The following is a 21,181-nucleotide window of genomic DNA, read 5'->3' as shown; positions in this document are numbered from 1 at the left end:
TACGTTCGTGCAGTCCGATTCTGGCAGAAAAGCTGAAAGAGATGCTGGAAGAGCACCGGCGCAAGGAGGAGGGGAAATGAGCAATCTGGCAACCGTTCATCCGATAAAGCCTCTTCAGGAGGCAAGAGAGCAGAAAGTGGCGCAGCTTGAAGATGGTTTCTTGCGCCTGGCCAACGAACTCCTTGATGCAACCATGAGCTCCGGTCTGCCGGAAACTGAACTCTGCATCCTGATGGCCGTATGGCGCAAAACATACGGATACAGTAAGAAAATGGACTGGATTAGCAACGAGCAGTTGCAGGACATGATCGGCAAGCATCTGACCCATTGCTCTACTGCTAAAAACAATCTGGTCAGGAAGAAAGTCCTGCTTCAGGAAGGGCGTAAAGTTGGGATGAATACCAACATTTCTGAGTGGGAAACGAAGAATAACGGATTCTGCAAAACATTAGCTAAACCTGCTAAGAAAACCTTAGCAGAAGCTGCTAACAGACCTTCGCAGAAGTTGCTAACCACAAAAGACAATATACAAAAGACAAAAGAAAATACCCCCATACCCCCAGAGGGGGATCGGGAAGGCGAGCAGGCTAAGCCTGAAAAGCGGAAGGCAGAGCGCATCGATTTTGAATCTTACCTCATGGCCTATAACGACGAGGTTGGTGAGAAACTTCCCCACGCCATATCAGCCAATGACCAGCGTCGTCGTCGACTCAAAAAGTTAATCCCCCAACTGAAAACGCCAAACGTCGCCGGGTTCCGGTCATACGTTCGCGCTTTCGTGTGCCAGGCAAAGCCGTTTTACTTCGGCGATAACAACACTGGCTGGTCAGCAGACCTTGATTTCCTGCTGAGAGATTCAACGCTAACCGGCGTTCGGGAAGGCAAGTTTGCAGACCATAAGGATCCAGCATGATTAATACCGATATTGAAGCCAGTGTGATTGGCGGCCTGCTGATTGGCGGATACACGCCAGATGCCAGCGATGTGATCGCCACCCTGGACGAAGAAGCGTTCACCATTGGTCTGTACCGGGAAACCTTCCGGGAAATTAAGCGCCAGGCAAAGCAGCGCGGTCTGATTGACGGCCTTATGGTTGCTGAAGCCATGGGCAATGGAAATTTCGCTCATGTCATGGAAACTATGCGTAGCTGTCCGAGTGCCGCAAACCTGAAGGGATATGCCCGTGTCGTCAGTGAGTACGCTACGGTGCGACGCTTCAGCGAGTTGCTGGCCAGGGGGCAGGACGCAATCAGCACTTCTGGCAACCATGAAATTGCAATGAACCACATCAGTGAGTTCATCGCATCGCTAAGTGATATCGACCGGCCAGGAGATCAGGTTCGCCCAATGCACATCCGTGATGTGCTGGAAGGGTATAGCGAATTGCTGGATAAGCGAGTTCGTCAGGGAGAGGATTCAGACACCCTGAAGACCGGAATCCCGGAGCTGGACAGCATTACAGGCGGGATAAACAACGTTGACCTGGTAATTGTTGCTGCGCGTCCTGGTATGGGCAAAACAGAGTTCGCATTGACCGTTGCCGAGGGGGTGGCCAGCCAGAAGTTGCCGAACACAAGCCAGAATCGAGGCGTACTGATTTTTAGCATGGAGATGGACGCTAACCAGATCGTCGAGCGGCAGATTGCCGGGGCCGGGAACCTTCCTGTTTCAGCGCTACGTAATCCGGCGAAGATGGACGATGAAGGCTGGGCAAAAGTGACGAACGGCCTGGGTCGGCTCATGAATCTGGATGTGTGGATTGTCGACGCCAGCAAGATGAACGTTGAGCAAATCCGCGCCATCGCTGAACGCCACAAGCGTACCTACCCGGCGCTTTCTCTGATTTTGGTCGACTATCTGGGCCTGATAGATAAACCCAAGGCCGATCGTAATGACCTGGCCATTGCCCATATCTCTGGAAGCCTGAAGCGAATGGCAAAGGATCTGAAGACGCCAGTCATGTCCCTTAGCCAGTTATCCCGTGATGTTGAGAAAAGACCAAAAGGCCAGCGCCGCCCGACCAACGCAGATCTGCGGGACTCCGGCAGCATTGAGCAGGATGCCGACAGCATCATCATGCTTTACCGCGAGGCCGTCTATGACGAAGAGTCTCCGGCAGCAAAATACGCCGAAATCATCGTGACCAAAAACCGATTTGGGCAGCTGGGAACTGTATTTCAGGAGTTCCGCCACGGGCATTTCAAACCCACAAATCAGCAGGAAGCCGAGAATGTTTGCAGGCGTGGACAGCATCAGGAGCAATCACAAGGTCGCCGTTACTCAAGAGGGGCAGATGTATGACGACACATTCAAAAACACCAGACCAGCTCGCTTTGGAAGATGCTCATGGAGCTTTACTGGCCATAACCGCAACGCTGGCCGCTCTTTCTCCGATAAAAGATGAAGAGCAGGAGTACAGCAGACAAAAAGCTATGCGTATAGCTGCTTCAGCGGCATTACGCGCAGAGTTCGCTTTGAGGGGGTTCTGATGGGCGACGTCATTTCGTTACACCAAGAGCCAGACGCTGTTGAAGAGGCCAGAAATCACCTTCTTAACCTGTGCGATGTCATAAGGGGCATCCGGGTTGCTGATGAAAATAGCCTAACTCTTCGCGATATCGCAGAAGAAAACGTTGGTTTAGCGCTGGATATTTTACAGGACTACTTGGCTGATCAGCAGGGCAAGCCAAAGAAAGGGGGATTTTGATGAGTAAAGCAATTCAGGATGTAACCGCTGAGCGAAAACGGCAGATATCCGTTGAGGGATGGACACCAAGCAGCGATGACAAGTATTCGGCCGAACAGCTGCAATGGGCTGCTGTGACTTATCTTTTTGCTGTCGGTGATGCGGGATACGCGCAGCGCTATTGGCCCTGGGATACGGCAACCTACAAACCGAAAGGGCAAAGAGAAAATTTAGTAAGGGCTGCAGCCTTGATTGTGGCGGAAATCGAACGCCTTGACCGGGCAGCCGGCAACCAGAAGGGGAACGGATTATGAAAACACAACAACTATGCAAAGGCGTTGCGCTGGTGGCCGGATCGGTGACTGTGGCGCTGTGGCTTATGAGCTTCGCGGGGTATATCCGATGAACGAAGAGCTTGAGCGGAAGGCGTTTGAGGAGCTAATTCGCAAGCTTGGATTTAATGAGTTGCACGTAGATTACGGAAATTACGTCAACTTCACCGTCCAGACCGCATGGATAGTCTGGCGATGCGCCCGTGCCAAACAGGAGAGCAATGATGGCAACGCATGAACTGAAGATAACGCCTGAGCATTACAAGCCAGTCTTTACACGCCATAAGACAGCAGAACTACGCAATAACGATAGAGGGTTTGAAGTTGATGACGTCATTGTGTTGCGCGAATGGCATGAAGGAACCTACACCGGCCAGTCAGTGGTAAGAACGGTTATCCACGTTGCCGACGTCGGTAGTTATCTGCCTGGCTACGTTTTGTTAAGCATGGAGTAAATCATGACAGCTGAAATTATCCCCATTAACAAACCAGACCATTTGCAGGAAGTCAGCAATGGCCTTGAGCTGCTGAAGATGTTTCACCGTGCAAACGACTATAGCGATCTGACTATCCGTCTGATTATGGCGAAGATGACAGACGACATTCAGAAAGCGCAGGAGCAGCTAAACCGGAGGTGAGCCGTGCAGGACTTCTGTTTGCACAAATCAACCCTGGGCCAGTTCACTAAGTTAATCTTCGACCTCGTATCTTCCGGCAAAAAATACCGCATCAAATTCACCGAATGGCGTGATCAACGCAGCATCCCTCAGAACTCTTTACAGCACATGTGGTACGCAGAACTCAGCGCTTATCTAATCAGGCGTGGCAAGTCTTTTGCGTCTCCGGCATGGGTTAAGGATGCGATGAAGCACACCTATCTGGGCTACGAAACGCGGGAAATGGTCGATGTGATAACGGGTGATCGGACTCAGATACAGACGCTACGGCATACGGCAGACCTCGACACGGGCGACATGCATCACTATCTCACTCAGGTGGAAGCATGGGCGCTGAACGTGGGATGCAGGCTGACGATTCCGGCCGATAGCGAATACAACCAACTCAGACAAAAACAGGTGGCCTGATATGTCATCAGCAAGAATTTTGATAGGTGATTTCATAAAATCACATGAACAATTCGTACCGTCCAGGAATATCTACAAGCATTTAACAGGTTTGGGATACACGCTAAACAGCGTCAAGGTAGAGCTTTCACGCATGTACCGTCGCGGTGAACTTGTCAGGCTTGGAGTAACGCAGGGTGCGCGATATCAAATCAACCCTGATTACAAGCCAAGTCGCCGCACCCTTATCGCGATAGAAAGTCACAGCCATCTGGCGTTATGTAATCGTAAACCATCAGAAAGACCAGCCAAGCCAGCTCACGAAGACATCTTCACCCAGTCCAGGCGAAACAGCTCGCTGAGTTCAATTGACCAGATGCTACGCGGGGTACGCAATGCGGCGACAAGTTAGCCCAACCCAGAAAGCCCTCGACAACCTGATATTCCAGCCTATACCCCGCAGCCGCGGCAAACGAAAACCCATCCCACCCGCCAGCCAGGTACAGACATTCGATTATGTCTGGGGGCTGTTGCAGGCCAAATGGAACCGGAGGAAAGCACGGTGAAGCTAACAAAAAAACAAAGGGCAGAGCTGCGTTTAAAATTCGGCGGCCGTTGCGCATATTGCGGATGCGAGTTGCCGGAAAAGGGATGGCACGCCGATCACGTTGAAGCGGTTCTACGTGTTTCAGAGCAATGCATGAAGGCGGCAGCAAAAGGCATTTTTAAGCTGAAGGCCACAGGTGAAGTTTTCAATCAAGGAGCGGATTGTCTGGACAATTTGTTTCCGGCATGTGCGCCATGCAACCTTCTCAAAACCTCCTACTCGCTTGAGATGTTCAGGAAGCAGGTGTCATTGCAGGCCGATAGAGGGCGTAGGAGCAGCGTTAACTTTCGCACTGCTGAACGATTTGGACTTATTGAAGTTGTCGAAAAGCCGGTTGTTTTTTGGTTCGAAAAATATCAGGAGGAAAGCCGTGATACAGCCGCCTGATCAACTCTGCGCAGAGTGCGCAATACCGCTATCACCCGATGAGTGCCATGTTTGCGATGATTGTGCAGCGTTCTTTGAAATGACCGATCCCAATGGGTATGGAGACGATGATGGCTAAAGGCATCAAGCCGAAACCGCCGAAACCCCGTAAATGCAAATGCTGTCCTACAAGATTCACACCCCGCAACAGCCTTCACACTACCTGCTCAGTTAAATGCGCCATCCAACTCGCCAGCCAGCAATCCGAGCGCAAGCAAAAACGCCTGGAGAAGTTGCAGCGCGCGGAATGGAATAAGCGTAAGGCCGATGTGAAGCCGTTAAGTCACTGGATGAGCATGACCCAGCGAGCATTCAACGACTACATCCGGGCGCGGGACGGGGAAGTCTGTATCAGCTGCGGCAGCACAACGGCGATCAGCTATCACGCCGGGCATTACCGGACTACTAAGGCGGCAACGCAGCTCAGATTCAACGAGGACAACTGCCATTCACAATGCGCAGCTTGTAATACACACCACTCCGGCAACATCGGGCCATACCGCATCAACCTTATCGAAAAAATCGGCCTTCAGCGCGTCGTAGCGCTCGAATCTGACAACAACCCTCACCGATACACCCGCGAAGAACTGGACGCGCTACGTGCGTTGTACAGGGCTAAATTGCGGGCGCTGATTAAACAAAGAGAGGCAGCATGAAATGGGATGTGGCTTTCACATTGTTTGCCTGGGCATTTTTCCTGTTCGTATGGTTGCCGCGCAGATATCTGAGGCATAAAAAGCGGATGCGATCGCTCAGGGCCATAAATAAAGGTCATCGATTTATTAGCAAATATCAGGTGTTAAAAAGGCTCAGCAGGAGGTCAGCATGAATAGCGACGCACTCGCACAACTCGCCCAGGTAATGCGCAAATCCGATCTTAAGAAGCGATACCTCAAGCCGGTAAAGCTGATTACTCCACTGCAATCCGCCTGGGTACGTTGCCTGCTGGATGTATGGGGCGAAAAGTACGGCGGCAGCGTCGGGCCAGACAGCGGAAAGACCAGCGTCATCGGTCGTTTGATGGTTCGTAAAGAGTGGAACGACCGGGAATCAGCCCGCATTATGGAAGTGGTCGATAACCTGCACAAGCAGGGCTACAAGGGGAACGAACTTTTCCTGAAGGCCCAGCAGATCATTAACCCGCAAAACTCAGTCAGCAATCTTCTCGACCGCGCCAACGAACAGGAAGATGCCGACCTTGTGGAATCCATTATCGCCCGGATATTCGCACCAGATAATCCGATCCGGCATGTGGCTATTAAGCATTACTGCGAGCGCAAATGCTCGCAAGATATTGCGTATGAGCTATCTCGCCTGACAGGTATCCATGTTGAATCCAGCAGGAAGCGCATTAGGTGGTGCCGTGAGCTGCTTGAGGCGTCCGTATATCACTCGATAATGCAGGAAATGAATGGGAAAATTCACAAAATTGCTGCTTAAATGCTAAATATTGCAAAAATAACTTGAAAACGAGACGTGAGCCTGGTACTTTTCTGATATGCTCGTGACACAAGTAGTTGAGCAACAGAATTGAAGAAGCCCTGGCCTAATCGCCGGGGCTTTTTTGTTTAGATGTTTTTTATTTTCTCGTAGATGCTGCGGGCACCTCTATACATGTCTTGCATGGAACTAAAGGTCGAGCCAATTGCTGTGTCGGTGTTTTCACCAGCAGCATAAACAGCATCAATGTATTTACCAATTTCATTCAAATAGGCAATAGGGTCATCAGATTGTTTCGCAAGAACAGCCAGAAGGAACGCTGATTTTTCGTTAGTTGGCCCCATAGCTTGAATTGTTAAATCGATATCTTTTTGACGCTTTTCTGCATTATATTTCTGCGGATCTAACATGCTGCTCATAGTTACCTCGTTTTAAGTGATTAGAGAAGCGTCCAATATATTCCGTATTGCTTTTTATTTAAACAGCTTAGGGGCTCACTTCGGTGGGCCTTTCTCTTTTGCGCCCCCGAATCACTTTAGATTTCCCCTGAGAAACTGTCGGGTCGGCGCACTTTCTTCAAACTACAGCAAAAGAGCCGGTCTTACCGGGATCGCCGGAGACGGCTTATGGCAGCAGAATACTTTTCAAAAGAGATACTCCTTGGCCTGGGCGGTGCCCTGTCGGTAGGTATCAATGGCTGGCTGGCATTCAGCCGGTACTGGATCAGCAACAAAGCGCGGAACGCTAACGACAATCAGCAAATCGATATGCTCGACAAGCAGGAAAAATACATCGAGCGCCTGGAGAAAACCAATAACGAGTTGCGGGCGGACAATGCTGCGAAGGATGAAACAATCCGGCAGTACTGGAAAACCATCGCTGACACACAGGCGCGCTTGCAGATTATCGAAAGCTCGCAGAAGCACCTGGAAGAGCAGAACGAAAGCCTGAAGAATCAGGTTAAAGAGCTGACCACTTCCAATATGAACCTTGTATCTCAGATCGCTGAGATGCGTAACGAAATGAGGGTCTCGCGATGATTAAAGATAAGAATGGCGAGCCTGTAATCACCTGGCAGATGCTTGTCGTCATCATTGCAACAACGCTCGGTATTTATGCGTGCGGAGTTGTCTCCGGTTATTTTTATTTTCGCGGCGAGTATCTGGCCAAGGCTGATGCGCGCGATCGGGTGGTTAACGAAATCAAGCGAAAGGTAGACAATCTGCCTACGCAGCCAGAATTAAAACAGGCCCTGAAAGAGGAAAGGCGCTAATGAGTCAGATTATCGGCATTCTCTCTTACGAAGAGGGCTACCGCGAAAAACCGTACCGCGATACCGAAGGTTTCCCGACGGTGGCCTGCGGCATCAAGATCGGCCCGAAAGGCGCAGACCTGGCAAACTATGTTTTTACCGTGCCGAAAAAGGTCGGTGACATCTGGTTACAGGTGTTCGTCGATTCGGTCATCACGCAGTGCCGGGCCAATCCTCTTATCTACGCCGCGTTACAGCAATGCAACCCGGCACGAGCCGACATCATTTACAGCATGGCGTATCAAATGGGCGTTGCCGGTCTGGCCAGCTTCCGGAACACGCTGGTGATGATCTCCAATGGTAACTTTACCGGCGGCTCCAGCGGCATGCTGCAAAGCCTGTGGGCAAAGCAGACACCTAAACGCGCCCAGCGCCACGCTGAAGTGATGCGAACCGGCACTTACGACATCTACAAGGGGCTGATATGACGTTCATCATCTGGCTTCTCGTCGTGCTGGTGGCCGTCGTCGTGTTGCTGCTGGTCCGCAAATACAGTTCCCTCGAATTCGTCTCGCATGCACGGCTGCTGTTTAAAGCCTGGTCGGTGTGGCTGGCTTCCGCCGGTTCCGCACTGAGCGCTTGGGTGCAGTCGTTTCCGGACGCCGCAATGAATGCCTGGAACATGCTGCCACCTGATATTAAATCGTTCCTGCCGCAGAACTACCTCGGCATGATCGGCGCTTTCATGGTTGCAATGGCCGTTGTCTCGCAGTTCGTGCGCCAGCGCAAGCTACTCGACCGGAAACAACAGATGGACGTGCAGCCATGAGCCTTATCGCTAACTGGTGGACTGAAATCCTCGCTGGCCTGGCGTTCATCGCCGCAATCCTGAGTGCTTACTTTGGCGGCAAGAAAATCGGCACCACGCAGACACAGGCTAAAGCTGACGTAACGGCAGCAAAAGTCGAATCCGCACAGGTCGCCGCAGTGGCTGAAAAGCAGAAAGAAAACGTGAAGGTGGTGAAAGATGTTCAGGCGACTAATTCTGCTCTCAGTGACAGCGATGCTCGTGCAAAGCTGCGCCAGTCCAGTTTCAATCGGCCAGAGTAACCCCACGACTGTAGCTGATTCCAGCTGCACGCTGTTTGGCCCGATCTACACCTACGGCAAAGACGCTGACGTGATGGATATCCGCACCGTCCGCGAAATCAACACGCACAACGACACCTACACCCGCGTTTGCGGAGAAGCAAAATGAACCCCATCAAATGGCTCCTGACTAAAGCGGAGCCGCAATCAAAGGAAGCCCCCGTGACCGACACCGTAACCGACACCACCGCGACTGCTGAACCTGTTGTAGGCACAACCACCGTGCAGCCAACAGTAACGCAAACCACTGCCGTGAGCACTGACAACACCGACGCCGTGCTGGCCCGCCTGAAGAAGCTGGTGGAAGCCGCGGGCGCTCAGGCGCACGCCGTAATCGACGATCTGATTGCCCTGGCTAAAAAGCTGGGTTAGGGAGAAACCATGGCCGTAGAAGTGACTTCAGACGAACTGAAAACCGTACTGCAAGATGCCGATGTCCAGGCATTGATCGTCAGCAAGCTGGCAGAAAAGAAAACTGAAGGGCTGGCCGCTGCTTTAACGGCACAGTACAAAAGCCTCGGTATCGAATCTAACAGCACTGAGCCAGCCAGCGCCGGTGACGAAGCAGCCGACGAAAGCGGAGCGGACAGCGCGACCACAAGCGCTGAAGCTTCAGCTTAAAGGCGATTAGCATTACAAGAGCCATTTAATGAGTGGCTCTGATAATGCTTTACCACCAGGGAGAATCCTTTTTTAAAACGGAGGCTCACCAATGGCTATTACTGCCTGTCAAATATTACACGCCAACGACTATGGCGGAATGAATCAGCAACTCACATCTGCACTCTCTGCCGGTTGGCAGCCAATGGGATACCTGCGCATCACGAACAACGATCAGCAGGACTTCTACCAGATGATGTATCAGGGAACCAACGTCGACGTTAACGCCTATCAGTCGATAGTTGATAACGGTCAGGTGCTGCCTGTGAAGAACAGCGCCGGCACCGTGACGGCTAACGGCACAGCGAGCATCAGCCAAAGCGCGATTAACTCCGTGTCGCTGCCTGACTCGACCGCCATCGTTACTAACACGCAGGTGCTATCCATTCCTGTAACGACCGGCCTTGCATTAACCATCGGCACCGCTACCAGAAAAATCACGCTAACTATCTCCGGTGGCTCAGTAACTGCCGCCTCTATCTCTTAAGGAGCGATCATGGCAACAGCAGCAGAAAAGAAAGAGCAGCAGAAGATGATTCAGGAAGCTCTGCACGAAGCAGCACTGGAGTTGGCCAAAACGCCAGGCATCAATCCTGACGATATCAGCGCGCGCATTCAGCGCCTGAAAGAAGTGTACGAAGGGGTTATTTATCCTGACGTCACCTCAGACGACAAGTAAGCATTACAGATGGCCTTCGCCGAGGGCCATCGATAATGGCAAAGGAGATAAATATGGTTGCAGCTCTTTATGTACTGGCATTTCTCGTTTTTACAGCTGGATTGTGTCAGCACTGCTATGCGAACGGGGTTGGGATTGTAGCGGCAATGCATCAGTCATCAGCCGCATGGAAGAGGTGCAATAAATACAGGGTTTATGCTTGGCTGTTAGTTATATGCGGCTTGGCTATCGGTATAGCTGCGCATGCATATTCATCCTGATTTATAAAGCTCTGCAAAAGGCATTCACTGAGTGCCTTTGACAGAACATTCTCACTGAATCATCGGTTGCCAGTTACGGCATTGCCGAGGGTTATATCTATCCAACCAGCAGGAAATTCCAAATGGCGGACTTAAACGACCAGCAAGAGCGTTTCTGCCATGAGTACATTGTCGATTTGAACGGTACTCAGGCAGCAATCAGGGCCGGGTACAGCGAAACCTCTGCCAGGCAAATAGCGAGTGAAAACCTGTCAAAGCCGAACATTCGGCAGCGGGTCAAAGAATTGGCAGCAGAACGCAACGAGGCTGTAGGCCTGAGTGCTCAGTTTGTTATCGAAGGCATTGTAAGAAACATCCGTCGGTGCGAGCAGGCAGAGCGGGTGAAGCACCCAAACGGCGATCCGGTTATGTGTGAAACCGAAGATGGCGAAGTTGCAGCAGTGTTTCGATATGAATCCACTTCTGCGCTGAAGGGATATGAACTCCTTGGCAAGCACCTGAAGATTTTCACTGACAAGGTTGAGCACTCTGGCGGCATTAACACAATGACTGACGCAGAGCTGAACGAAAAACTCGCGAGGCTGGTGAATGGACAATCTGACACGCGAGCAGAAGATTGAGCTGATCGCCATCCTTGAGGAAAAGCAGCGCCGCATCAGCGTGTATCGCTACCGTGACTTTTTCTCCACTCGTCACCCCTGGCAAAAGCGCTTCATCGCAAGCACCAGCGAATACTCGCAATCAGCTCTCATCGCAGCTAACCGTGTTGGCAAGACCGAGACAGCGACCTATATCGACGCCATTCATGCAATGGGTGATTACCCTGAAGGATGGCCGGGCCATAAGTTCGACCACGCTCCGCTGATATGGGTGCTGGGCTACTCTGGCGAGAAATGCCGCGACCTTCTGCAAACGCCAATCATCGGACGCAAGACGGATAACGGATGGGAAGGTGGGTTGATACCCGGCGACCTGATTGTTGGTGTTGAGGCTATGACCGGTACGCCAAATGCCGTCCGTTCTGTTTACATCAAACACAAGTCTGGCGGCACGGCAAAGATTCAGTTCTGGTCGTACTCGCAGGGACAGCACGCATTGATGGGTGACAGCGTCGACTGGTTCCATATCGATGAGGAGCCAAAAGACCCGGACATCTTCCCGCAGGTTCTGACGCGTACCGCTACCGGCGACAAAGGTAACGGCGGTCGCGGCATTCTGACCTTCACGCCAGAGAACGGGCGCACCGATCTGGTTATCGGCTTCATGGATAACCCAAGCCCGGCGCAAACGTGCATGAACGTAGGCTGGGATGACGCTCCGCACTTGAGCGAAAAGGTTAAAACAGAGCTACTGGCCTCCTTCCCGGCGCACCAGCGCGACATGCGAACCAAAGGCATTCCAATGCTGGGGCATGGCCGAATCTATGACATCGCTGATGACGAGATTATGTGCCAGCCATTTGCATGTCCTGAGCACTTCTTCGTGATAAACGGGCAGGACTTTGGATGGGATCACCCGCAGGCCCATATTCAGCTATGGGAAGATCGGGACGCCGACATTATCTACGTCGCCCATGTGTGGAAGGCCAAGAACAAAAAGGCCGATGAAGCATGGCGCCTCGTTAAGCCGTGGGCTGAACACATCCCTGTAGCGTGGCCGCACGACGGATTGCAGCATGAGAAGGGTGGCGGCCAGCAGCTGAAAGAGCAATACAAGGCTGAAGGCTTCAGAATGCTGGGAGAACACGCAACGTGGCCAGACGGCGGTAACAAGGTTGAGCCTGGCATCCACGAAATACGCGAGCGCATGCTTGACGGGAAATTCAAGGTGTTCAGCACCTGTCCGGACTTCTTCGAAGAGTTCCGCATGTACCACCGTGACGACCACGGGAAGATAGTGAAAACCAGCGACGACGTTCTCGACGCCGTCCGTTACGCCTACATGATGCGCCGCATGGCTCGTCAGCGATTCCAGATTAACGCGCCACGCAAGAAAGCTCGCATGGCAAACACTGACTACGACCTCTTTGGGTGACTTATGGGTGAAGCAGTTAAAGCAATCGGCTCCGTCATCGGCGGAGTCACTTCAGCTATTGGCCTGGGCAGCAACGCAGGCTCAACAACTATCACAACAGCGGATCCGGTCAATACCGATTCCGCACTAAGCCAGGCTGATGAGCTTCTCCGCCGCCGCCAGCGCAAAGGCGTTAACGCTAACTTGCTGACCGGTGCCGGTGGTGACAGTTCGGTATCAGCCAGCTCGTCAGGACAGAAATCACTTTTAGGTGGGTAACATGGATAAAAGCCAGGAAGAACTCATCAAACAGGTGATGCGCGATCAGCACTCGATGGAGCAGTCGCGCAAGACCTGGGAGCAGCACTGGGAAGAGGTTGCCGAGCGTTGCCTGCCCCGTGCTTCTGGCTTCAGCAAGAAGAAACAGGACGGCTCCAAGCGCTCAGAGAAAGCAATCGACTCAACGCCTATCCTCGCGCTGGAGCGATTCGCAGCTGCTGTGGAGTCAGTTGTGACGCCACGCACGCAGATGTGGCACGGGCTTCAAAACGAGCGCTTTGCTGATGACAACGAGGTGCAGGAGTATTTCGAAGAATGCACCCGAATCCTGTTTCGCGTTCGCTATTCACCGGCGGCCAACTTTGCTAACCAGATGAGCGAGAATTACGTGTCTCAAGGCGCGTTCGGTAACGGCTGCATCTTCGTTGACGAGTTGCCCGGCAAAGGCACGCGCTACATCTGCTACCCGCTTCAGGAAATCTATTTCGAAGAAAACTATCAGGGGATTGTTGATCTCGTTCATCGAAAATTCACCCTGACCGCCAGACAGGCAGTACAGCAGTTTGGCAAGGATGCTCTGCCGGACAACATTCAGCGCGCGGCTGAGAATACCCCAATGGAGCGTTACGACTTTCTGCACCGCGTCGGCCCTAACGACAACGTGCGCTACGTCAACGGTGAGCCAGTTCCCGGCCCCGATGGCATGCCGTGGTCGTCACTCTACATCAGCGTGTCCGGCAATAAGATCGTGCGCAAGGGTGGCTATCACACCATGCCGTACTGCATTGGCCGCTACTACAAATCGCCAGGCGAAACCTACGGTCGCGGGCCTGGCATGACGGCGCTCCCTGACATCAAAGTCCTGAACGAGATGAATAAAGAGACGCTGATCGGCGCGCAGCTCGCCAACCGGCCGCCGGTGCTGGTGGCTGACGATGGGGCGCTTGATGCTTTCTCTCTGGTGCCCGGCAGCATTAACTCCGGTGCTGTGAGCGCTCAGGGTAATGCGCTGGCCATTCCGTTCAATGTCGGCGCGCAGCCGCAGCTCGGCATGGAAATGATGGAGCAGAAGCGCCAGCTGATCAACGACGTGTTTCTGGTGACACTGTTCCAGATTCTGGTACAGAACACAGAGATGACCGCTACCGAGGCAATGCTGCGCGCTCAGGAGAAGGGGCAGCTTCTGGCCCCGACGATGGGGCGCATTATGTCAGAGCAGCTCGGGCCGATGATTGAGCGTGAAGTGGATATCTGTGCGCGCATGGGCCTTTTCCCGGATCCGCCGCAGCAGCTGATTGACGCGGGCGCTGAGTTCGACATCGACTATAAGTCGCCGCTCATTCGTATGCAGCGAGCTGACGAAGGCACCGGTATCGCTCAGACGTTGCAGGTGGCCGCATCGCTGGCTCAGTCAGACCCTAAAATCATGGGCTTGTTTAAGATGGGTGACATTCTGCGCGAGTTTGGCGACATCAATGGCATGCCTAAGTCGCTCATCATGGATGCCGACGAAGAAGCTCAGATGCAGGCTCAGCAGATTCAGCAGCAGCAGCTGCAAAATGTCCTGCAATCAGCACAGCCGCTGGCGCAGGCAGCCGACAGTCTGGCGTCAGCCCAGCAAAAATTTAACTCACCACTCCCCGCACCTCAGTAAGAGATAACTCATGGCAACCCTGAAAGAACGTCTGTTTTCACACAGGCGCGAACTCCTTTTGCTCCGCGCTTACCGGACTGTGTTTGGTGAGCATGGCAAACGAACGCCTGAACAGGAGCGCGTACTGGCTGACCTGATGGACTTTGCAAAGCTCCTGAAAAGCTCTGTGGCCATCTCAAAGGTCAGCGGCTCAGTCGATACGCACGCAACGATGCTCGCAGAGGGCAGGCGGGAAATGGCGCACCGAATCATCAATTACACCACGCTCGATGACGTCCAGATTCTTGAGGCGATCGGAAAGCTCAGCGAGGCACTGAACGAGAATGTTTAAGCTATCAGACTTCTTCAACGTCAAACGAGACCTGGCTGGCGCAGAGTCAGCAGCCGCGGGTACCGAAGCCGCAACAGAATCACAATCCACTGAAGCTGCACAGCAAGGTGCGACTCTACTTGGTGGCGATCAACAGCAGGAGCAACAGCAAGCCGCACCAGAGCCATTCCTGAAGGAGCTACCGAAAGATGGCGACAACGAGGCATGGTCAGCGCTTTATGCCAAGCTGGGCCGCCCTGAGAGCGCAGACGGCTATGAGCTGCCAGTGCCAGAGGGTCAGGATGGCGCATTCGCTAAACAGACCTCCAGCTGGATGCATGAGCTTGGCCTCAACAAGCAGCAGGCGCAGGGCCTGGCGGAAAAGTGGAACGCACACCAGGCCCTGCAGGCTGAAGCACAGCAGGCCGCCGTCACCAAGCAGGCCGAAACCGACCTGACGACGATCAAGCAGGAATGGGGCGCTCAGTTCGACGAGAACAAGGCTGTGATGGCGAAAGCCGTCAACACGTTCGCCCCGCCTGAATTCATTGAGATGCTGGACAAATCCGGCCTCATCAACAGTCCCGTTATCGCAAAGATGTTCCTGAAGATCGGCGCGGCCATTAACGAAGACAAATCAGTAGCAGCAAAAAGCTCTCCGCAAGGCGGTGAGACTTCACTCGCTCAGCGCCTTTGGCCTGACATGCAATAACGAAAATTGGAGAATTATTAATGGCTACACTATCCGGAAAGTACACTTTGCTCGACGTGGCAAAGACACTGGATCCGAATGGCGGTACGGCGGCAGTTGCAGAGCTACTGAACCAGTCCAACGAAATGCTGAATGACATGCCGTGGTATGAAGGTAATCTGCCTACCGGACACCGCATCACTACACGCACCGGCCTGCCGGATGTCTTTTTCCGTAAAATCAACGCTGGTGTTCCGCCAAGTAAGGCATCAACGGCTCAGATTGATGAAGCCTGCGGCATTTTGGAAGCTCGCTCCGAAATCGATAAAGACCTGGCCATGCTGAATGGCAACACCGGATCTTTCCGCCTGCTTCAAGCTACGTCTTTCCTTGAAGCAATGAACCAGCGCATGCAGAACACCATCCTCTATGGTGACGTGAACAGCACTCCTGAAGCGTTCACCGGCCTTGGCCCGCGCTTTGGTGCCATCGCAGCTGGTGGCGCAAACAAGGCTAACATCATTGACGCAGGCGGCACCGGTTCTAACCTGACGTCGATCTGGCTGGTGGGCTGGGGCGCCAATACCGTTCACGGGATTTATCCAAAAGGCTCGAAGGCTGGCCTGATCCATAACGACCTTGGTGAAGGTGACGGTTTCGATGCAGAGGGTAAGCGCTACCGTGCTTATATGGACCAATACCAGTGGAAATGCGGCATCGCTCTGCACGACTGGCGCTACGTGGTTCGTATCGCGAATATCGATACCGCCACTCTGAGTAAGAACGCCTCTGCCGGGGCTGACGTCATTGACCTGATGACACAGGCAGCCGAGAAAATTCACAGCCTGAGTGGTGTTACGCCGGTTTACTACGGCAACCGTACCATCGGCTCAATTTTGCGCCGCCAGACAGTTAACAAGGTTGCTAGCGGCACGCTGACCTATGAAGACGTCGGTGGCCGTCCTGCGACTGTATTCAGTGGCATCCCGTTCCGTCGCATTGACGCCCTGAACACCACTGAATCCCGCATCGTTTAAGGAGCGACCATGTACGTTGATAAGCAACTCGAATTTTCCGACAGCCAGGCGGTCACCGCGACCGCTATCTCTACCAATGTCGCCGATCTGAACCCGGCGTTTAACTACAACTCAGGCGTTGATATCGGCACCGGCGAAGACGTCTATCTGGTTATCCAGACCGACGTTGCCGCCACCGCTGCTGGCGCGGCTACCGTCTCCGTTACGCTGGAATCTTCAGCCGCGGCAGGCCTGACCAGTTCGACCGTTCACTACACCAGCCCAACCTGGCAGCTGGCAGACCTGACCGCAGGCAAGACCCTAACCATGGTTAAGCTGCCATCCGGCACGTACCTGCGCTACCTCGGCGTGCGTTACAACGTATCGACCGGCCCGCTGACCGCCGGCGCTTTCTCCGCGTTTCTGGTGAAAGATATTGCGGCATGGCGCGCCTATAACCGCAACTACACCGTTTAAGTTGTTGCGTTTAATCACAGGGGCTTCGGCCCCTAATGGGGATCTAATGGATAAATTATTAATTGCCAAAATTGCGCACAATGTTAACAGAGCATTTTGTCAAAGCATTGGCGATGACACCCAATCCACTTGGGGAAATGCTCCTCAATGGCAGAAGGATAGTGCATTGCTCGGTGTTGATTTCCACCTTAGCGGTGATCGCTCTCCAGCAGACTCACACAATAGCTGGCTGGCGCAGAAAAAAACGGATGGCTGGAAATATGGGCCTGAAAAGGATGTAGCAAAAAAAGAACACCCATGTTTCATTCCCTATGAAGAGCTTCCGCTTGAGCAGCGAACGAAGGATTACCTGTTTAAGGCAGTGGTGGATTCCTTCAAAGTTTAACTTCATTTTTTTGAAATAACACAGGGGCTTAGGCCCCTTTTTCTTTGGTGGGATATGACGACAAAGATAATCATCATAAACCGGGCTTTGACCAAGCTGGGTAGCGAAAGGCTAATGAGCGAGACTGACAACAATGCGGCCTCGCGCGCGATTGAGGCTGTTTATGATGGCGTCCTTGATAACCTGCTCCGAGTGTATCGATGGTCGTTCGCAATTAAGCGCGCCGAACTCCCAGCGCTGACCGACAAGCCTGCATATGGGTACGCATTCCAGTATCAGCTGCCGGCTGACTGCCTGCGCATCGATATGGTGTCTGATGCGATCCGCCAGGACTGGCAATGCGACTGGCATATGCCGACTCCGCGCTATCAGATTGAAGGGCGCAAGATACTTGCTGATATGGAAGCGCCGCTTCACCTACGCTACGGCGCGCGCATGACTGACCCATCCATCTACGATTCGGCATTCGCAGAAGCCTTTGCCTGCGCGCTGTCGGTAGAAATTTGCGAGTCGATAACGCAATCATCCACCAAGAAACAGGCCGCGTTACAGGGCTACGATATGGCGATCCGCCAGGCTCGTCAGGTTAGCGCCATTGAGCGCCCACCCATTCAGCAACAGGAAACGTCCTGGTATACAGCGAGGTTGTGATGCCATCAGCCACCCCTGCAATAAACAGCTTTAACGCTGGTGAGTTTTCTCCCCTCATGCTGGCGCAGACCGACTTTCAGAAGTGGAAGAACGGATGCAAAAAGCTGCTGAACTTTATCCCTCGCTCTCAAGGCCCGGCCGAGCGCCGCGGCGGAACGTACTTTGTCAGCGAACTGAAGAACTCAGGGCAAAGGGCGTGGCTTGCGCGGTTTGAATACAATACGACCCAGGCATTTGTGATGGAATTCGGGCCAGGGTATGTCCGCTTTTATTCAGACCACGGAGTAGCGCTTAACGGCTCTGGTGGCGTGATGGAGATAACCTCTCCGTATGGCGCGGACGATCTGACAAACGACGATGGCGGCTTTGGCCTGTCAATGGTGCAAAGTGGAGATGTGATTTATATCTGCTGTTACACGGGGCAGATACCTCCATACAAGCTTAGCCGTTACAGCAACACCGACTGGCGCCTGACGCCCTTAGATTACGGCGCATCGGGAGGCCCGTTTGCAAATGTAAACCCATCCAGAAACATCACAGTCTATACGAATGCATGGCGTCCGTGGTCACCCACTGGAGCAACCAGTCCGGACGGCACGCCTACAACCAGCCAGCTCTGCACAATAACCGCCAACAGCAGTATTTTTAGCAGCGGCATGGTTGGATCGCTTTTCTATATCGAGGCCAGCGTTGATTACAGCGCTTCAGTACCGCAATTGATTGATGCGTGGGAGCAGGGGAAAAGCTTTGCCACTGGTGACTATTGCCGCTCAGATGGGAAATATTATGAGTGCATGAAGGGTGGGAGCACAGGCTCAACGCAACCCACCTGGACGTCTGGTGTTCATTACGATGGTCGAGGCGGCGTGCCATGGCGATATGCTACCGGTGGCTGGGGGACGGTGCTTATAACCTCTGTTACCAGTGCAAGCACCGCAGTTGGAAAAGTAATTCAGGAGCTACCGGCTTCGGTCGCGAACTCGGGTTTTGCAACATCTCGCTGGGCAGCATCGGACTGGTCAGAATCTAACGGCTTCCCAACGAAGGTTACGTTTTACAAAAGCCGCCTGGTGTTTGCGGGTAGCAATAAACTCTGGTTCTCTGTGGCCTCTGATTTTGAAAATTTCACGGCGATGAGTAATGGCTTCGAGGTTCAATCAGATGACGGCATTAACGTGCAGATCGAGGCAGATTCTACCAGCACAATTCAGTGGATGGCCTCCGGCAGCTCGTTAATCATCGGCACAGCCAGCAGTGAGCTTACGTGCTCGCCTTCTACGACTACCAGCGCCTTTGGCCCCGATAACATCCAGATCGTCCAGGAATCGAAATACGGCTCGAAAGGCATTAACGCGATCGTGGTGGGTAATACCGTTTTGTTCGTGCAGCGCGCTGGCAGGAAAGTGCGAGCAGTTACTGCTGATTACCAGAGCGGATCGTACAGCTCGACCGACCTGTCTGTCCTGGCGGAGCACATTACCTCAACCGGCATTGTCGATTTCGCCTGGCAACAGGAGCCGGACAATGTGGTGTGGGTGGTATTGACCAACGGCGAGCTGGTGGCGCTTACCTACAATGCCGAACAGGAAGTTATCGGCTGGCACCGGCATAACGTTGGCGGCGTGGTTGAGTCGGTCACGACAATCCCGGATCCGGACGGTAACCGCGATGACCTCTGGCTGGTCGTGCGGCGCACTATTAACGGCGTGTCGCGGCGCTACGTGGAATTCATGAAGCCAGCATGGGACGTCTATACCCAGTCGCTGGCCGAGTCGTTTTACGTGGACTGCGGGCTTACCTATAAGGGCGACGCAGTGAGTTCTGTTAGCGGGCTGTCACACCTTGAAGGTGAAACGGTCACGGTTACTACCGACGGCGCAGCGCACCCGGACGTGGTCGTTACGAAAGGTGCTATCTCGCTACAGTGGCCGTCATCCATCGTAAATGCTGGCCTGCCTTTTACCTCCGAGCTGGTAACGCTTCCTTTCCAGGACTCCAAAATTAAGCGCGTCAATAAGGCGGCGATCCTGTTCGTCAATTCTCTGGGCGGCAAGGTTTCTGATGAGGATGGACGACATGCTGACACCATCGAAACCCGCGACTACAGCGACAAGATGGACAAGGCTCCCGGTGCGTACTCGGAGATAAAAACCATCGACTGGCCAGGCGACTACAACCTCAGCGGATGCCTGAAAATATCTCAGGCTCAACCGCTGCCAATGACAATCTGTGCGGTATACCCGCGCGCATGGACATCAGGCGAATGAAAATAATCGACTTCAGGCCAGAGCATGTACTGAGCATCAAGCCGCAGGCTTGCCAGCAATACCTCGATCTGACCATTGCCTATGGCGAATACCTGATGACGGGCAACTGCTTTACCGGTATTCACGCTGGCGAAGTGGTTGCAATAGGCGGGCTGTTACCGGTCAGTGATGGCCGGGCCTACCTGCACATGATTGTTTCGGAAGGGATGCCGCACCAGTGGACGAAACTCTATCGCGCGGCGTCCCGACTGATTGGCGCTGTTCGAGATGATTACGATCGCATTGAAACGCTTAGCATCACGCCAGAGGCTGACCGATGGCTTGAGCTGCTCGGATTCGAATATGAAGGCACGTTGCGCCGGGTTATGCCAGGCGGCACGGATGCCAAATCTTACAGCATAGTGAGGCAATAATGGCAGCAGCAGCATTACCGTGGGTTGCCGGTGGCGCGGCAGGATTAGGCGCTTTGAGCAATATAAGCGGCGCGAACAGTGCCGCATCACAAAGCCGACTAAACGCCAATCTTCTCGACCAGCAGGCTGGAAACGTTGCGCTGCAAACCGGGTCGCAGGTTTCTCAGGTTCGCAGGCAGGGCGAGCAGGCTCTTGCCGGTCAGTCTGCCGCATTCGCTGACAACGGCACCGGCACCGGCGGCACCAATGCCCTGATACAGCGATCCACCGCCATCGATACTGAGATGGACGCAGCGAACGCTGATTACAATGGACGCACGCAAATTGCCAACCTGAACAATCAGGCCAGTGCGCTGCGAACTTCTGCCAAATCCCAGCAGGCAGGGTTACTAAGCCTGCTCGGCGGCGCGGCATCCACTGCCGGCTCTTTCTACAGCACCCGATCACTGTTTAAAAAATAAGGTTGAACG

General features: G+C 53.3%; 38 protein-coding genes. 36 read left to right on the top strand and 2 right to left on the bottom strand.

The window, feature by feature from the left end:
* Nucleotides 1-76: 76 nt before the first annotated feature.
* The 14 genes from AAGQ96_RS12965 (at nt 77) to AAGQ96_RS12900 (ending at nt 6,555) form a co-directional block, all read left to right on the top strand.
* Entirely contained in the window at nt 77-913 is an 837-nt protein-coding gene (locus AAGQ96_RS12965; protein WP_246758358.1) for a replication protein, read from the top strand.
* Nucleotides 913-2,301, top strand: coding sequence for a replicative DNA helicase (locus AAGQ96_RS12960; RefSeq protein WP_342755563.1), 1,389 nt, complete (start codon nt 913-915; stop codon nt 2,299-2,301). The genes AAGQ96_RS12965 and AAGQ96_RS12960 overlap by 1 nt, the downstream gene beginning before the upstream one ends.
* Nucleotides 2,298-2,489, top strand: a complete 192-nt coding sequence (locus AAGQ96_RS12955; RefSeq protein ID WP_246758359.1) for a hypothetical protein — start codon at nt 2,298-2,300, stop codon at nt 2,487-2,489. Before AAGQ96_RS12960 ends, AAGQ96_RS12955 begins: the two co-directional genes overlap by 4 nt.
* Nucleotides 2,489-2,707: a hypothetical protein gene (locus AAGQ96_RS12950; RefSeq protein ID WP_342753767.1), complete on the top strand. Its 219-nt coding sequence runs from the start codon at nt 2,489-2,491 to the stop codon at nt 2,705-2,707. The genes AAGQ96_RS12955 and AAGQ96_RS12950 overlap by 1 nt, the downstream gene beginning before the upstream one ends.
* Nucleotides 2,707-3,000, top strand: a complete 294-nt coding sequence (locus tag AAGQ96_RS12945) for a hypothetical protein (protein ID WP_342753766.1) — start codon at nt 2,707-2,709, stop codon at nt 2,998-3,000. Before AAGQ96_RS12950 ends, AAGQ96_RS12945 begins: the two co-directional genes overlap by 1 nt.
* A gap of 88 nt (nt 3,001-3,088) precedes the next feature.
* Complete coding sequence (locus tag AAGQ96_RS12940; RefSeq protein ID WP_342753765.1) at nt 3,089-3,256, top strand: hypothetical protein; 168 nt, start codon at nt 3,089-3,091, stop codon at nt 3,254-3,256.
* Nucleotides 3,240-3,473 (top strand): DUF3850 domain-containing protein, encoded by a 234-nt coding sequence (locus AAGQ96_RS12935; RefSeq protein WP_342753764.1) that lies wholly within the window; start codon nt 3,240-3,242, stop codon nt 3,471-3,473. Before AAGQ96_RS12940 ends, AAGQ96_RS12935 begins: the two co-directional genes overlap by 17 nt.
* A 3-nt stretch (nt 3,474-3,476) precedes the next feature.
* Nucleotides 3,477-3,656: a hypothetical protein gene (locus tag AAGQ96_RS12930; RefSeq protein ID WP_342753763.1), complete on the top strand. Its 180-nt coding sequence runs from the start codon at nt 3,477-3,479 to the stop codon at nt 3,654-3,656.
* 54 nt (nt 3,657-3,710) lie between these two features.
* Nucleotides 3,711-4,103 carry a hypothetical protein gene (locus AAGQ96_RS12925; RefSeq protein ID WP_342755562.1) on the top strand — a complete coding sequence of 131 codons (393 nt, stop codon included), beginning with the start codon at nt 3,711-3,713 and terminating at the stop codon, nt 4,101-4,103.
* 1 nt (nt 4,104) lies between these two features.
* Nucleotides 4,105-4,494, top strand: coding sequence for a hypothetical protein (locus AAGQ96_RS12920; RefSeq protein ID WP_342755609.1), 390 nt, complete (start codon nt 4,105-4,107; stop codon nt 4,492-4,494).
* Complete coding sequence (locus AAGQ96_RS12915; RefSeq protein WP_342753762.1) at nt 4,478-4,648, top strand: NinE family protein; 171 nt, start codon at nt 4,478-4,480, stop codon at nt 4,646-4,648. The genes AAGQ96_RS12920 and AAGQ96_RS12915 overlap by 17 nt, the downstream gene beginning before the upstream one ends.
* The gene (locus AAGQ96_RS12910; RefSeq protein WP_342753761.1) at nt 4,645-5,076 is read left to right on the top strand and encodes an HNH endonuclease signature motif containing protein; all 432 of its coding nucleotides are present in this window, start codon (nt 4,645-4,647) and stop codon (nt 5,074-5,076) included. The genes AAGQ96_RS12915 and AAGQ96_RS12910 overlap by 4 nt, the downstream gene beginning before the upstream one ends.
* A gap of 110 nt (nt 5,077-5,186) precedes the next feature.
* Nucleotides 5,187-5,771 carry a recombination protein NinG gene (locus AAGQ96_RS12905; RefSeq protein WP_342753760.1) on the top strand — a complete coding sequence of 195 codons (585 nt, stop codon included), beginning with the start codon at nt 5,187-5,189 and terminating at the stop codon, nt 5,769-5,771.
* Between the two features lie 169 nt (nt 5,772-5,940).
* The gene (locus AAGQ96_RS12900; protein ID WP_147195984.1) at nt 5,941-6,555 is read left to right on the top strand and encodes a hypothetical protein; all 615 of its coding nucleotides are present in this window, start codon (nt 5,941-5,943) and stop codon (nt 6,553-6,555) included.
* A gap of 128 nt (nt 6,556-6,683) precedes the next feature.
* Here AAGQ96_RS12900 and AAGQ96_RS12895 read toward each other — a convergent pair whose 3' ends face one another.
* A complete protein-coding gene (locus tag AAGQ96_RS12895; protein ID WP_342753759.1) occupies nt 6,684-6,974 on the bottom strand; it encodes a hypothetical protein in 291 nt (96 codons plus the stop codon).
* A gap of 207 nt (nt 6,975-7,181) precedes the next feature.
* Here AAGQ96_RS12895 and AAGQ96_RS12890 point away from each other — a divergent pair, with 207 nt between their 5' ends.
* The 5 genes from AAGQ96_RS12890 to AAGQ96_RS12870 are packed head-to-tail and all read left to right on the top strand — an operon-like array spanning nt 7,182 to nt 8,917.
* On the top strand, nt 7,182-7,595 hold the full coding sequence (locus AAGQ96_RS12890; protein ID WP_342753758.1) for a hypothetical protein: 414 nt from the start codon (nt 7,182-7,184) through the stop codon (nt 7,593-7,595).
* Nucleotides 7,592-7,828, top strand: a complete 237-nt coding sequence (locus tag AAGQ96_RS12885; RefSeq protein ID WP_342753757.1) for a hypothetical protein — start codon at nt 7,592-7,594, stop codon at nt 7,826-7,828. Before AAGQ96_RS12890 ends, AAGQ96_RS12885 begins: the two co-directional genes overlap by 4 nt.
* Complete coding sequence (locus tag AAGQ96_RS12880; RefSeq protein ID WP_342753756.1) at nt 7,828-8,295, top strand: lysozyme; 468 nt, start codon at nt 7,828-7,830, stop codon at nt 8,293-8,295. Before AAGQ96_RS12885 ends, AAGQ96_RS12880 begins: the two co-directional genes overlap by 1 nt.
* Nucleotides 8,292-8,636: a hypothetical protein gene (locus AAGQ96_RS12875; protein ID WP_342753755.1), complete on the top strand. Its 345-nt coding sequence runs from the start codon at nt 8,292-8,294 to the stop codon at nt 8,634-8,636. The genes AAGQ96_RS12880 and AAGQ96_RS12875 overlap by 4 nt, the downstream gene beginning before the upstream one ends.
* Nucleotides 8,633-8,917, top strand: coding sequence for a hypothetical protein (locus tag AAGQ96_RS12870; protein ID WP_342753754.1), 285 nt, complete (start codon nt 8,633-8,635; stop codon nt 8,915-8,917). Before AAGQ96_RS12875 ends, AAGQ96_RS12870 begins: the two co-directional genes overlap by 4 nt.
* Here AAGQ96_RS12870 and AAGQ96_RS12865 read toward each other — a convergent pair.
* Nucleotides 8,901-9,026, bottom strand: a complete 126-nt coding sequence (locus tag AAGQ96_RS12865) for a hypothetical protein (protein ID WP_342753753.1) — start codon at nt 9,024-9,026, stop codon at nt 8,901-8,903. The genes AAGQ96_RS12870 and AAGQ96_RS12865 overlap by 17 nt on opposite strands.
* A gap of 35 nt (nt 9,027-9,061) precedes the next feature.
* On the opposite strand from AAGQ96_RS12865, the gene AAGQ96_RS12860 reads away from it, so the two are divergent.
* The 17 genes from AAGQ96_RS12860 to AAGQ96_RS12780 all read left to right on the top strand — a co-directional run bounded on the left by AAGQ96_RS12860 (nt 9,062) and on the right by AAGQ96_RS12780 (nt 21,172).
* Entirely contained in the window at nt 9,062-9,328 is a 267-nt protein-coding gene (locus AAGQ96_RS12860) for a hypothetical protein (protein WP_342753752.1), read from the top strand.
* Between the two features lie 9 nt (nt 9,329-9,337).
* Nucleotides 9,338-9,577: a hypothetical protein gene (locus tag AAGQ96_RS12855; protein WP_342753751.1), complete on the top strand. Its 240-nt coding sequence runs from the start codon at nt 9,338-9,340 to the stop codon at nt 9,575-9,577.
* A 91-nt stretch (nt 9,578-9,668) separates the two neighbouring features.
* Nucleotides 9,669-10,103 carry a hypothetical protein gene (locus AAGQ96_RS12850; RefSeq protein ID WP_342753750.1) on the top strand — a complete coding sequence of 145 codons (435 nt, stop codon included), beginning with the start codon at nt 9,669-9,671 and terminating at the stop codon, nt 10,101-10,103.
* A gap of 9 nt (nt 10,104-10,112) precedes the next feature.
* Entirely contained in the window at nt 10,113-10,295 is a 183-nt protein-coding gene (locus tag AAGQ96_RS12845; RefSeq protein ID WP_342753749.1) for a hypothetical protein, read from the top strand.
* A gap of 382 nt (nt 10,296-10,677) precedes the next feature.
* Nucleotides 10,678-11,175: a terminase small subunit gene (locus AAGQ96_RS12840; protein WP_342753748.1), complete on the top strand. Its 498-nt coding sequence runs from the start codon at nt 10,678-10,680 to the stop codon at nt 11,173-11,175.
* The gene (locus AAGQ96_RS12835) at nt 11,144-12,589 is read left to right on the top strand and encodes a terminase family protein (RefSeq protein ID WP_342753746.1); all 1,446 of its coding nucleotides are present in this window, start codon (nt 11,144-11,146) and stop codon (nt 12,587-12,589) included. Before AAGQ96_RS12840 ends, AAGQ96_RS12835 begins: the two co-directional genes overlap by 32 nt.
* A 3-nt stretch (nt 12,590-12,592) precedes the next feature.
* Nucleotides 12,593-12,847, top strand: a complete 255-nt coding sequence (locus AAGQ96_RS12830; RefSeq protein WP_342753745.1) for a hypothetical protein — start codon at nt 12,593-12,595, stop codon at nt 12,845-12,847.
* Nucleotide 12,848: 1 nt separating this feature from the next.
* Nucleotides 12,849-14,501 (top strand): portal protein, encoded by a 1,653-nt coding sequence (locus AAGQ96_RS12825; RefSeq protein ID WP_342753744.1) that lies wholly within the window; start codon nt 12,849-12,851, stop codon nt 14,499-14,501.
* A 10-nt stretch (nt 14,502-14,511) separates the two neighbouring features.
* Nucleotides 14,512-14,832, top strand: coding sequence for a hypothetical protein (locus AAGQ96_RS12820; RefSeq protein WP_342753743.1), 321 nt, complete (start codon nt 14,512-14,514; stop codon nt 14,830-14,832).
* Nucleotides 14,825-15,523, top strand: a complete 699-nt coding sequence (locus AAGQ96_RS12815) for a hypothetical protein (protein WP_342753742.1) — start codon at nt 14,825-14,827, stop codon at nt 15,521-15,523. The genes AAGQ96_RS12820 and AAGQ96_RS12815 overlap by 8 nt, the downstream gene beginning before the upstream one ends.
* Nucleotides 15,524-15,543: 20 nt before the next feature.
* Nucleotides 15,544-16,539 carry a major capsid protein gene (locus AAGQ96_RS12810; protein WP_342753741.1) on the top strand — a complete coding sequence of 332 codons (996 nt, stop codon included), beginning with the start codon at nt 15,544-15,546 and terminating at the stop codon, nt 16,537-16,539.
* A 9-nt stretch (nt 16,540-16,548) separates the two neighbouring features.
* Nucleotides 16,549-16,995 carry a Bbp16 family capsid cement protein gene (locus AAGQ96_RS12805; RefSeq protein ID WP_342753740.1) on the top strand — a complete coding sequence of 149 codons (447 nt, stop codon included), beginning with the start codon at nt 16,549-16,551 and terminating at the stop codon, nt 16,993-16,995.
* A gap of 46 nt (nt 16,996-17,041) precedes the next feature.
* A complete protein-coding gene (locus tag AAGQ96_RS12800) occupies nt 17,042-17,380 on the top strand; it encodes a RyR domain-containing protein (RefSeq protein ID WP_342753739.1) in 339 nt (112 codons plus the stop codon).
* A 114-nt stretch (nt 17,381-17,494) separates the two neighbouring features.
* Nucleotides 17,495-18,031 (top strand): hypothetical protein, encoded by a 537-nt coding sequence (locus AAGQ96_RS12795; RefSeq protein WP_342753738.1) that lies wholly within the window; start codon nt 17,495-17,497, stop codon nt 18,029-18,031.
* Between the two features lie 311 nt (nt 18,032-18,342).
* Nucleotides 18,343-20,298 carry a hypothetical protein gene (locus tag AAGQ96_RS12790; protein WP_342753737.1) on the top strand — a complete coding sequence of 652 codons (1,956 nt, stop codon included), beginning with the start codon at nt 18,343-18,345 and terminating at the stop codon, nt 20,296-20,298.
* Nucleotides 20,295-20,711 (top strand): hypothetical protein, encoded by a 417-nt coding sequence (locus AAGQ96_RS12785; protein ID WP_342753736.1) that lies wholly within the window; start codon nt 20,295-20,297, stop codon nt 20,709-20,711. The genes AAGQ96_RS12790 and AAGQ96_RS12785 overlap by 4 nt, the downstream gene beginning before the upstream one ends.
* A complete protein-coding gene (locus AAGQ96_RS12780; protein ID WP_342753735.1) occupies nt 20,711-21,172 on the top strand; it encodes a hypothetical protein in 462 nt (153 codons plus the stop codon). Before AAGQ96_RS12785 ends, AAGQ96_RS12780 begins: the two co-directional genes overlap by 1 nt.
* Nucleotides 21,173-21,181 lie beyond the last annotated feature (9 nt).

Origin of the sequence: Pantoea sp. MBD-2R (assembly GCF_039134845.1) — a bacterium.
Lineage (GTDB): Bacteria > Pseudomonadota > Gammaproteobacteria > Enterobacterales > Enterobacteriaceae > Erwinia.
The sequence above is the reverse complement of the archived record's forward strand: the minus strand, read 5'-3'. Positions and strand labels throughout refer to the sequence as shown.

Excerpts from the sequence above, each read along its gene's own strand:
- AAGQ96_RS12965 (WP_246758358.1), top strand. The coding sequence starts at position 77 with ATGAGCAATCTGGCAACCGTTCATCCGATAAAGCCTCTTCAGGAGGCA.
- AAGQ96_RS12955 (WP_246758359.1), top strand. The coding sequence starts at position 2,298 with ATGACGACACATTCAAAAACACCAGACCAGCTCGCTTTGGAAGATGCT.
- AAGQ96_RS12950 (WP_342753767.1), top strand. The coding sequence starts at position 2,489 with ATGGGCGACGTCATTTCGTTACACCAAGAGCCAGACGCTGTTGAAGAG.
- AAGQ96_RS12945 (WP_342753766.1), top strand. The coding sequence starts at position 2,707 with ATGAGTAAAGCAATTCAGGATGTAACCGCTGAGCGAAAACGGCAGATA.
- AAGQ96_RS12940 (WP_342753765.1), top strand. The coding sequence starts at position 3,089 with ATGAACGAAGAGCTTGAGCGGAAGGCGTTTGAGGAGCTAATTCGCAAG.
- AAGQ96_RS12935 (WP_342753764.1), top strand. The coding sequence starts at position 3,240 with ATGATGGCAACGCATGAACTGAAGATAACGCCTGAGCATTACAAGCCA.
- AAGQ96_RS12930 (WP_342753763.1), top strand. The coding sequence starts at position 3,477 with ATGACAGCTGAAATTATCCCCATTAACAAACCAGACCATTTGCAGGAA.
- AAGQ96_RS12920 (WP_342755609.1), top strand. The coding sequence starts at position 4,105 with ATGTCATCAGCAAGAATTTTGATAGGTGATTTCATAAAATCACATGAA.
- AAGQ96_RS12915 (WP_342753762.1), top strand. The coding sequence starts at position 4,478 with ATGCGGCGACAAGTTAGCCCAACCCAGAAAGCCCTCGACAACCTGATA.
- AAGQ96_RS12905 (WP_342753760.1), top strand. The coding sequence starts at position 5,187 with ATGGCTAAAGGCATCAAGCCGAAACCGCCGAAACCCCGTAAATGCAAA.
- AAGQ96_RS12900 (WP_147195984.1), top strand. The coding sequence starts at position 5,941 with ATGAATAGCGACGCACTCGCACAACTCGCCCAGGTAATGCGCAAATCC.
- AAGQ96_RS12895 (WP_342753759.1), bottom strand. The coding sequence starts at position 6,974 with ATGAGCAGCATGTTAGATCCGCAGAAATATAATGCAGAAAAGCGTCAA.
- AAGQ96_RS12890 (WP_342753758.1), top strand. The coding sequence starts at position 7,182 with ATGGCAGCAGAATACTTTTCAAAAGAGATACTCCTTGGCCTGGGCGGT.
- AAGQ96_RS12885 (WP_342753757.1), top strand. The coding sequence starts at position 7,592 with ATGATTAAAGATAAGAATGGCGAGCCTGTAATCACCTGGCAGATGCTT.
- AAGQ96_RS12880 (WP_342753756.1), top strand. The coding sequence starts at position 7,828 with ATGAGTCAGATTATCGGCATTCTCTCTTACGAAGAGGGCTACCGCGAA.
- AAGQ96_RS12875 (WP_342753755.1), top strand. The coding sequence starts at position 8,292 with ATGACGTTCATCATCTGGCTTCTCGTCGTGCTGGTGGCCGTCGTCGTG.
- AAGQ96_RS12870 (WP_342753754.1), top strand. The coding sequence starts at position 8,633 with ATGAGCCTTATCGCTAACTGGTGGACTGAAATCCTCGCTGGCCTGGCG.
- AAGQ96_RS12860 (WP_342753752.1), top strand. The coding sequence starts at position 9,062 with ATGAACCCCATCAAATGGCTCCTGACTAAAGCGGAGCCGCAATCAAAG.
- AAGQ96_RS12855 (WP_342753751.1), top strand. The coding sequence starts at position 9,338 with ATGGCCGTAGAAGTGACTTCAGACGAACTGAAAACCGTACTGCAAGAT.
- AAGQ96_RS12850 (WP_342753750.1), top strand. The coding sequence starts at position 9,669 with ATGGCTATTACTGCCTGTCAAATATTACACGCCAACGACTATGGCGGA.
- AAGQ96_RS12845 (WP_342753749.1), top strand. The coding sequence starts at position 10,113 with ATGGCAACAGCAGCAGAAAAGAAAGAGCAGCAGAAGATGATTCAGGAA.
- AAGQ96_RS12840 (WP_342753748.1), top strand. The coding sequence starts at position 10,678 with ATGGCGGACTTAAACGACCAGCAAGAGCGTTTCTGCCATGAGTACATT.
- AAGQ96_RS12835 (WP_342753746.1), top strand. The coding sequence starts at position 11,144 with ATGGACAATCTGACACGCGAGCAGAAGATTGAGCTGATCGCCATCCTT.
- AAGQ96_RS12830 (WP_342753745.1), top strand. The coding sequence starts at position 12,593 with ATGGGTGAAGCAGTTAAAGCAATCGGCTCCGTCATCGGCGGAGTCACT.
- AAGQ96_RS12825 (WP_342753744.1), top strand. The coding sequence starts at position 12,849 with ATGGATAAAAGCCAGGAAGAACTCATCAAACAGGTGATGCGCGATCAG.
- AAGQ96_RS12820 (WP_342753743.1), top strand. The coding sequence starts at position 14,512 with ATGGCAACCCTGAAAGAACGTCTGTTTTCACACAGGCGCGAACTCCTT.
- AAGQ96_RS12815 (WP_342753742.1), top strand. The coding sequence starts at position 14,825 with ATGTTTAAGCTATCAGACTTCTTCAACGTCAAACGAGACCTGGCTGGC.
- AAGQ96_RS12810 (WP_342753741.1), top strand. The coding sequence starts at position 15,544 with ATGGCTACACTATCCGGAAAGTACACTTTGCTCGACGTGGCAAAGACA.
- AAGQ96_RS12805 (WP_342753740.1), top strand. The coding sequence starts at position 16,549 with ATGTACGTTGATAAGCAACTCGAATTTTCCGACAGCCAGGCGGTCACC.
- AAGQ96_RS12800 (WP_342753739.1), top strand. The coding sequence starts at position 17,042 with ATGGATAAATTATTAATTGCCAAAATTGCGCACAATGTTAACAGAGCA.
- AAGQ96_RS12795 (WP_342753738.1), top strand. The coding sequence starts at position 17,495 with ATGAGCGAGACTGACAACAATGCGGCCTCGCGCGCGATTGAGGCTGTT.
- AAGQ96_RS12790 (WP_342753737.1), top strand. The coding sequence starts at position 18,343 with ATGGAGATAACCTCTCCGTATGGCGCGGACGATCTGACAAACGACGAT.
- AAGQ96_RS12785 (WP_342753736.1), top strand. The coding sequence starts at position 20,295 with ATGAAAATAATCGACTTCAGGCCAGAGCATGTACTGAGCATCAAGCCG.
- AAGQ96_RS12780 (WP_342753735.1), top strand. The coding sequence starts at position 20,711 with ATGGCAGCAGCAGCATTACCGTGGGTTGCCGGTGGCGCGGCAGGATTA.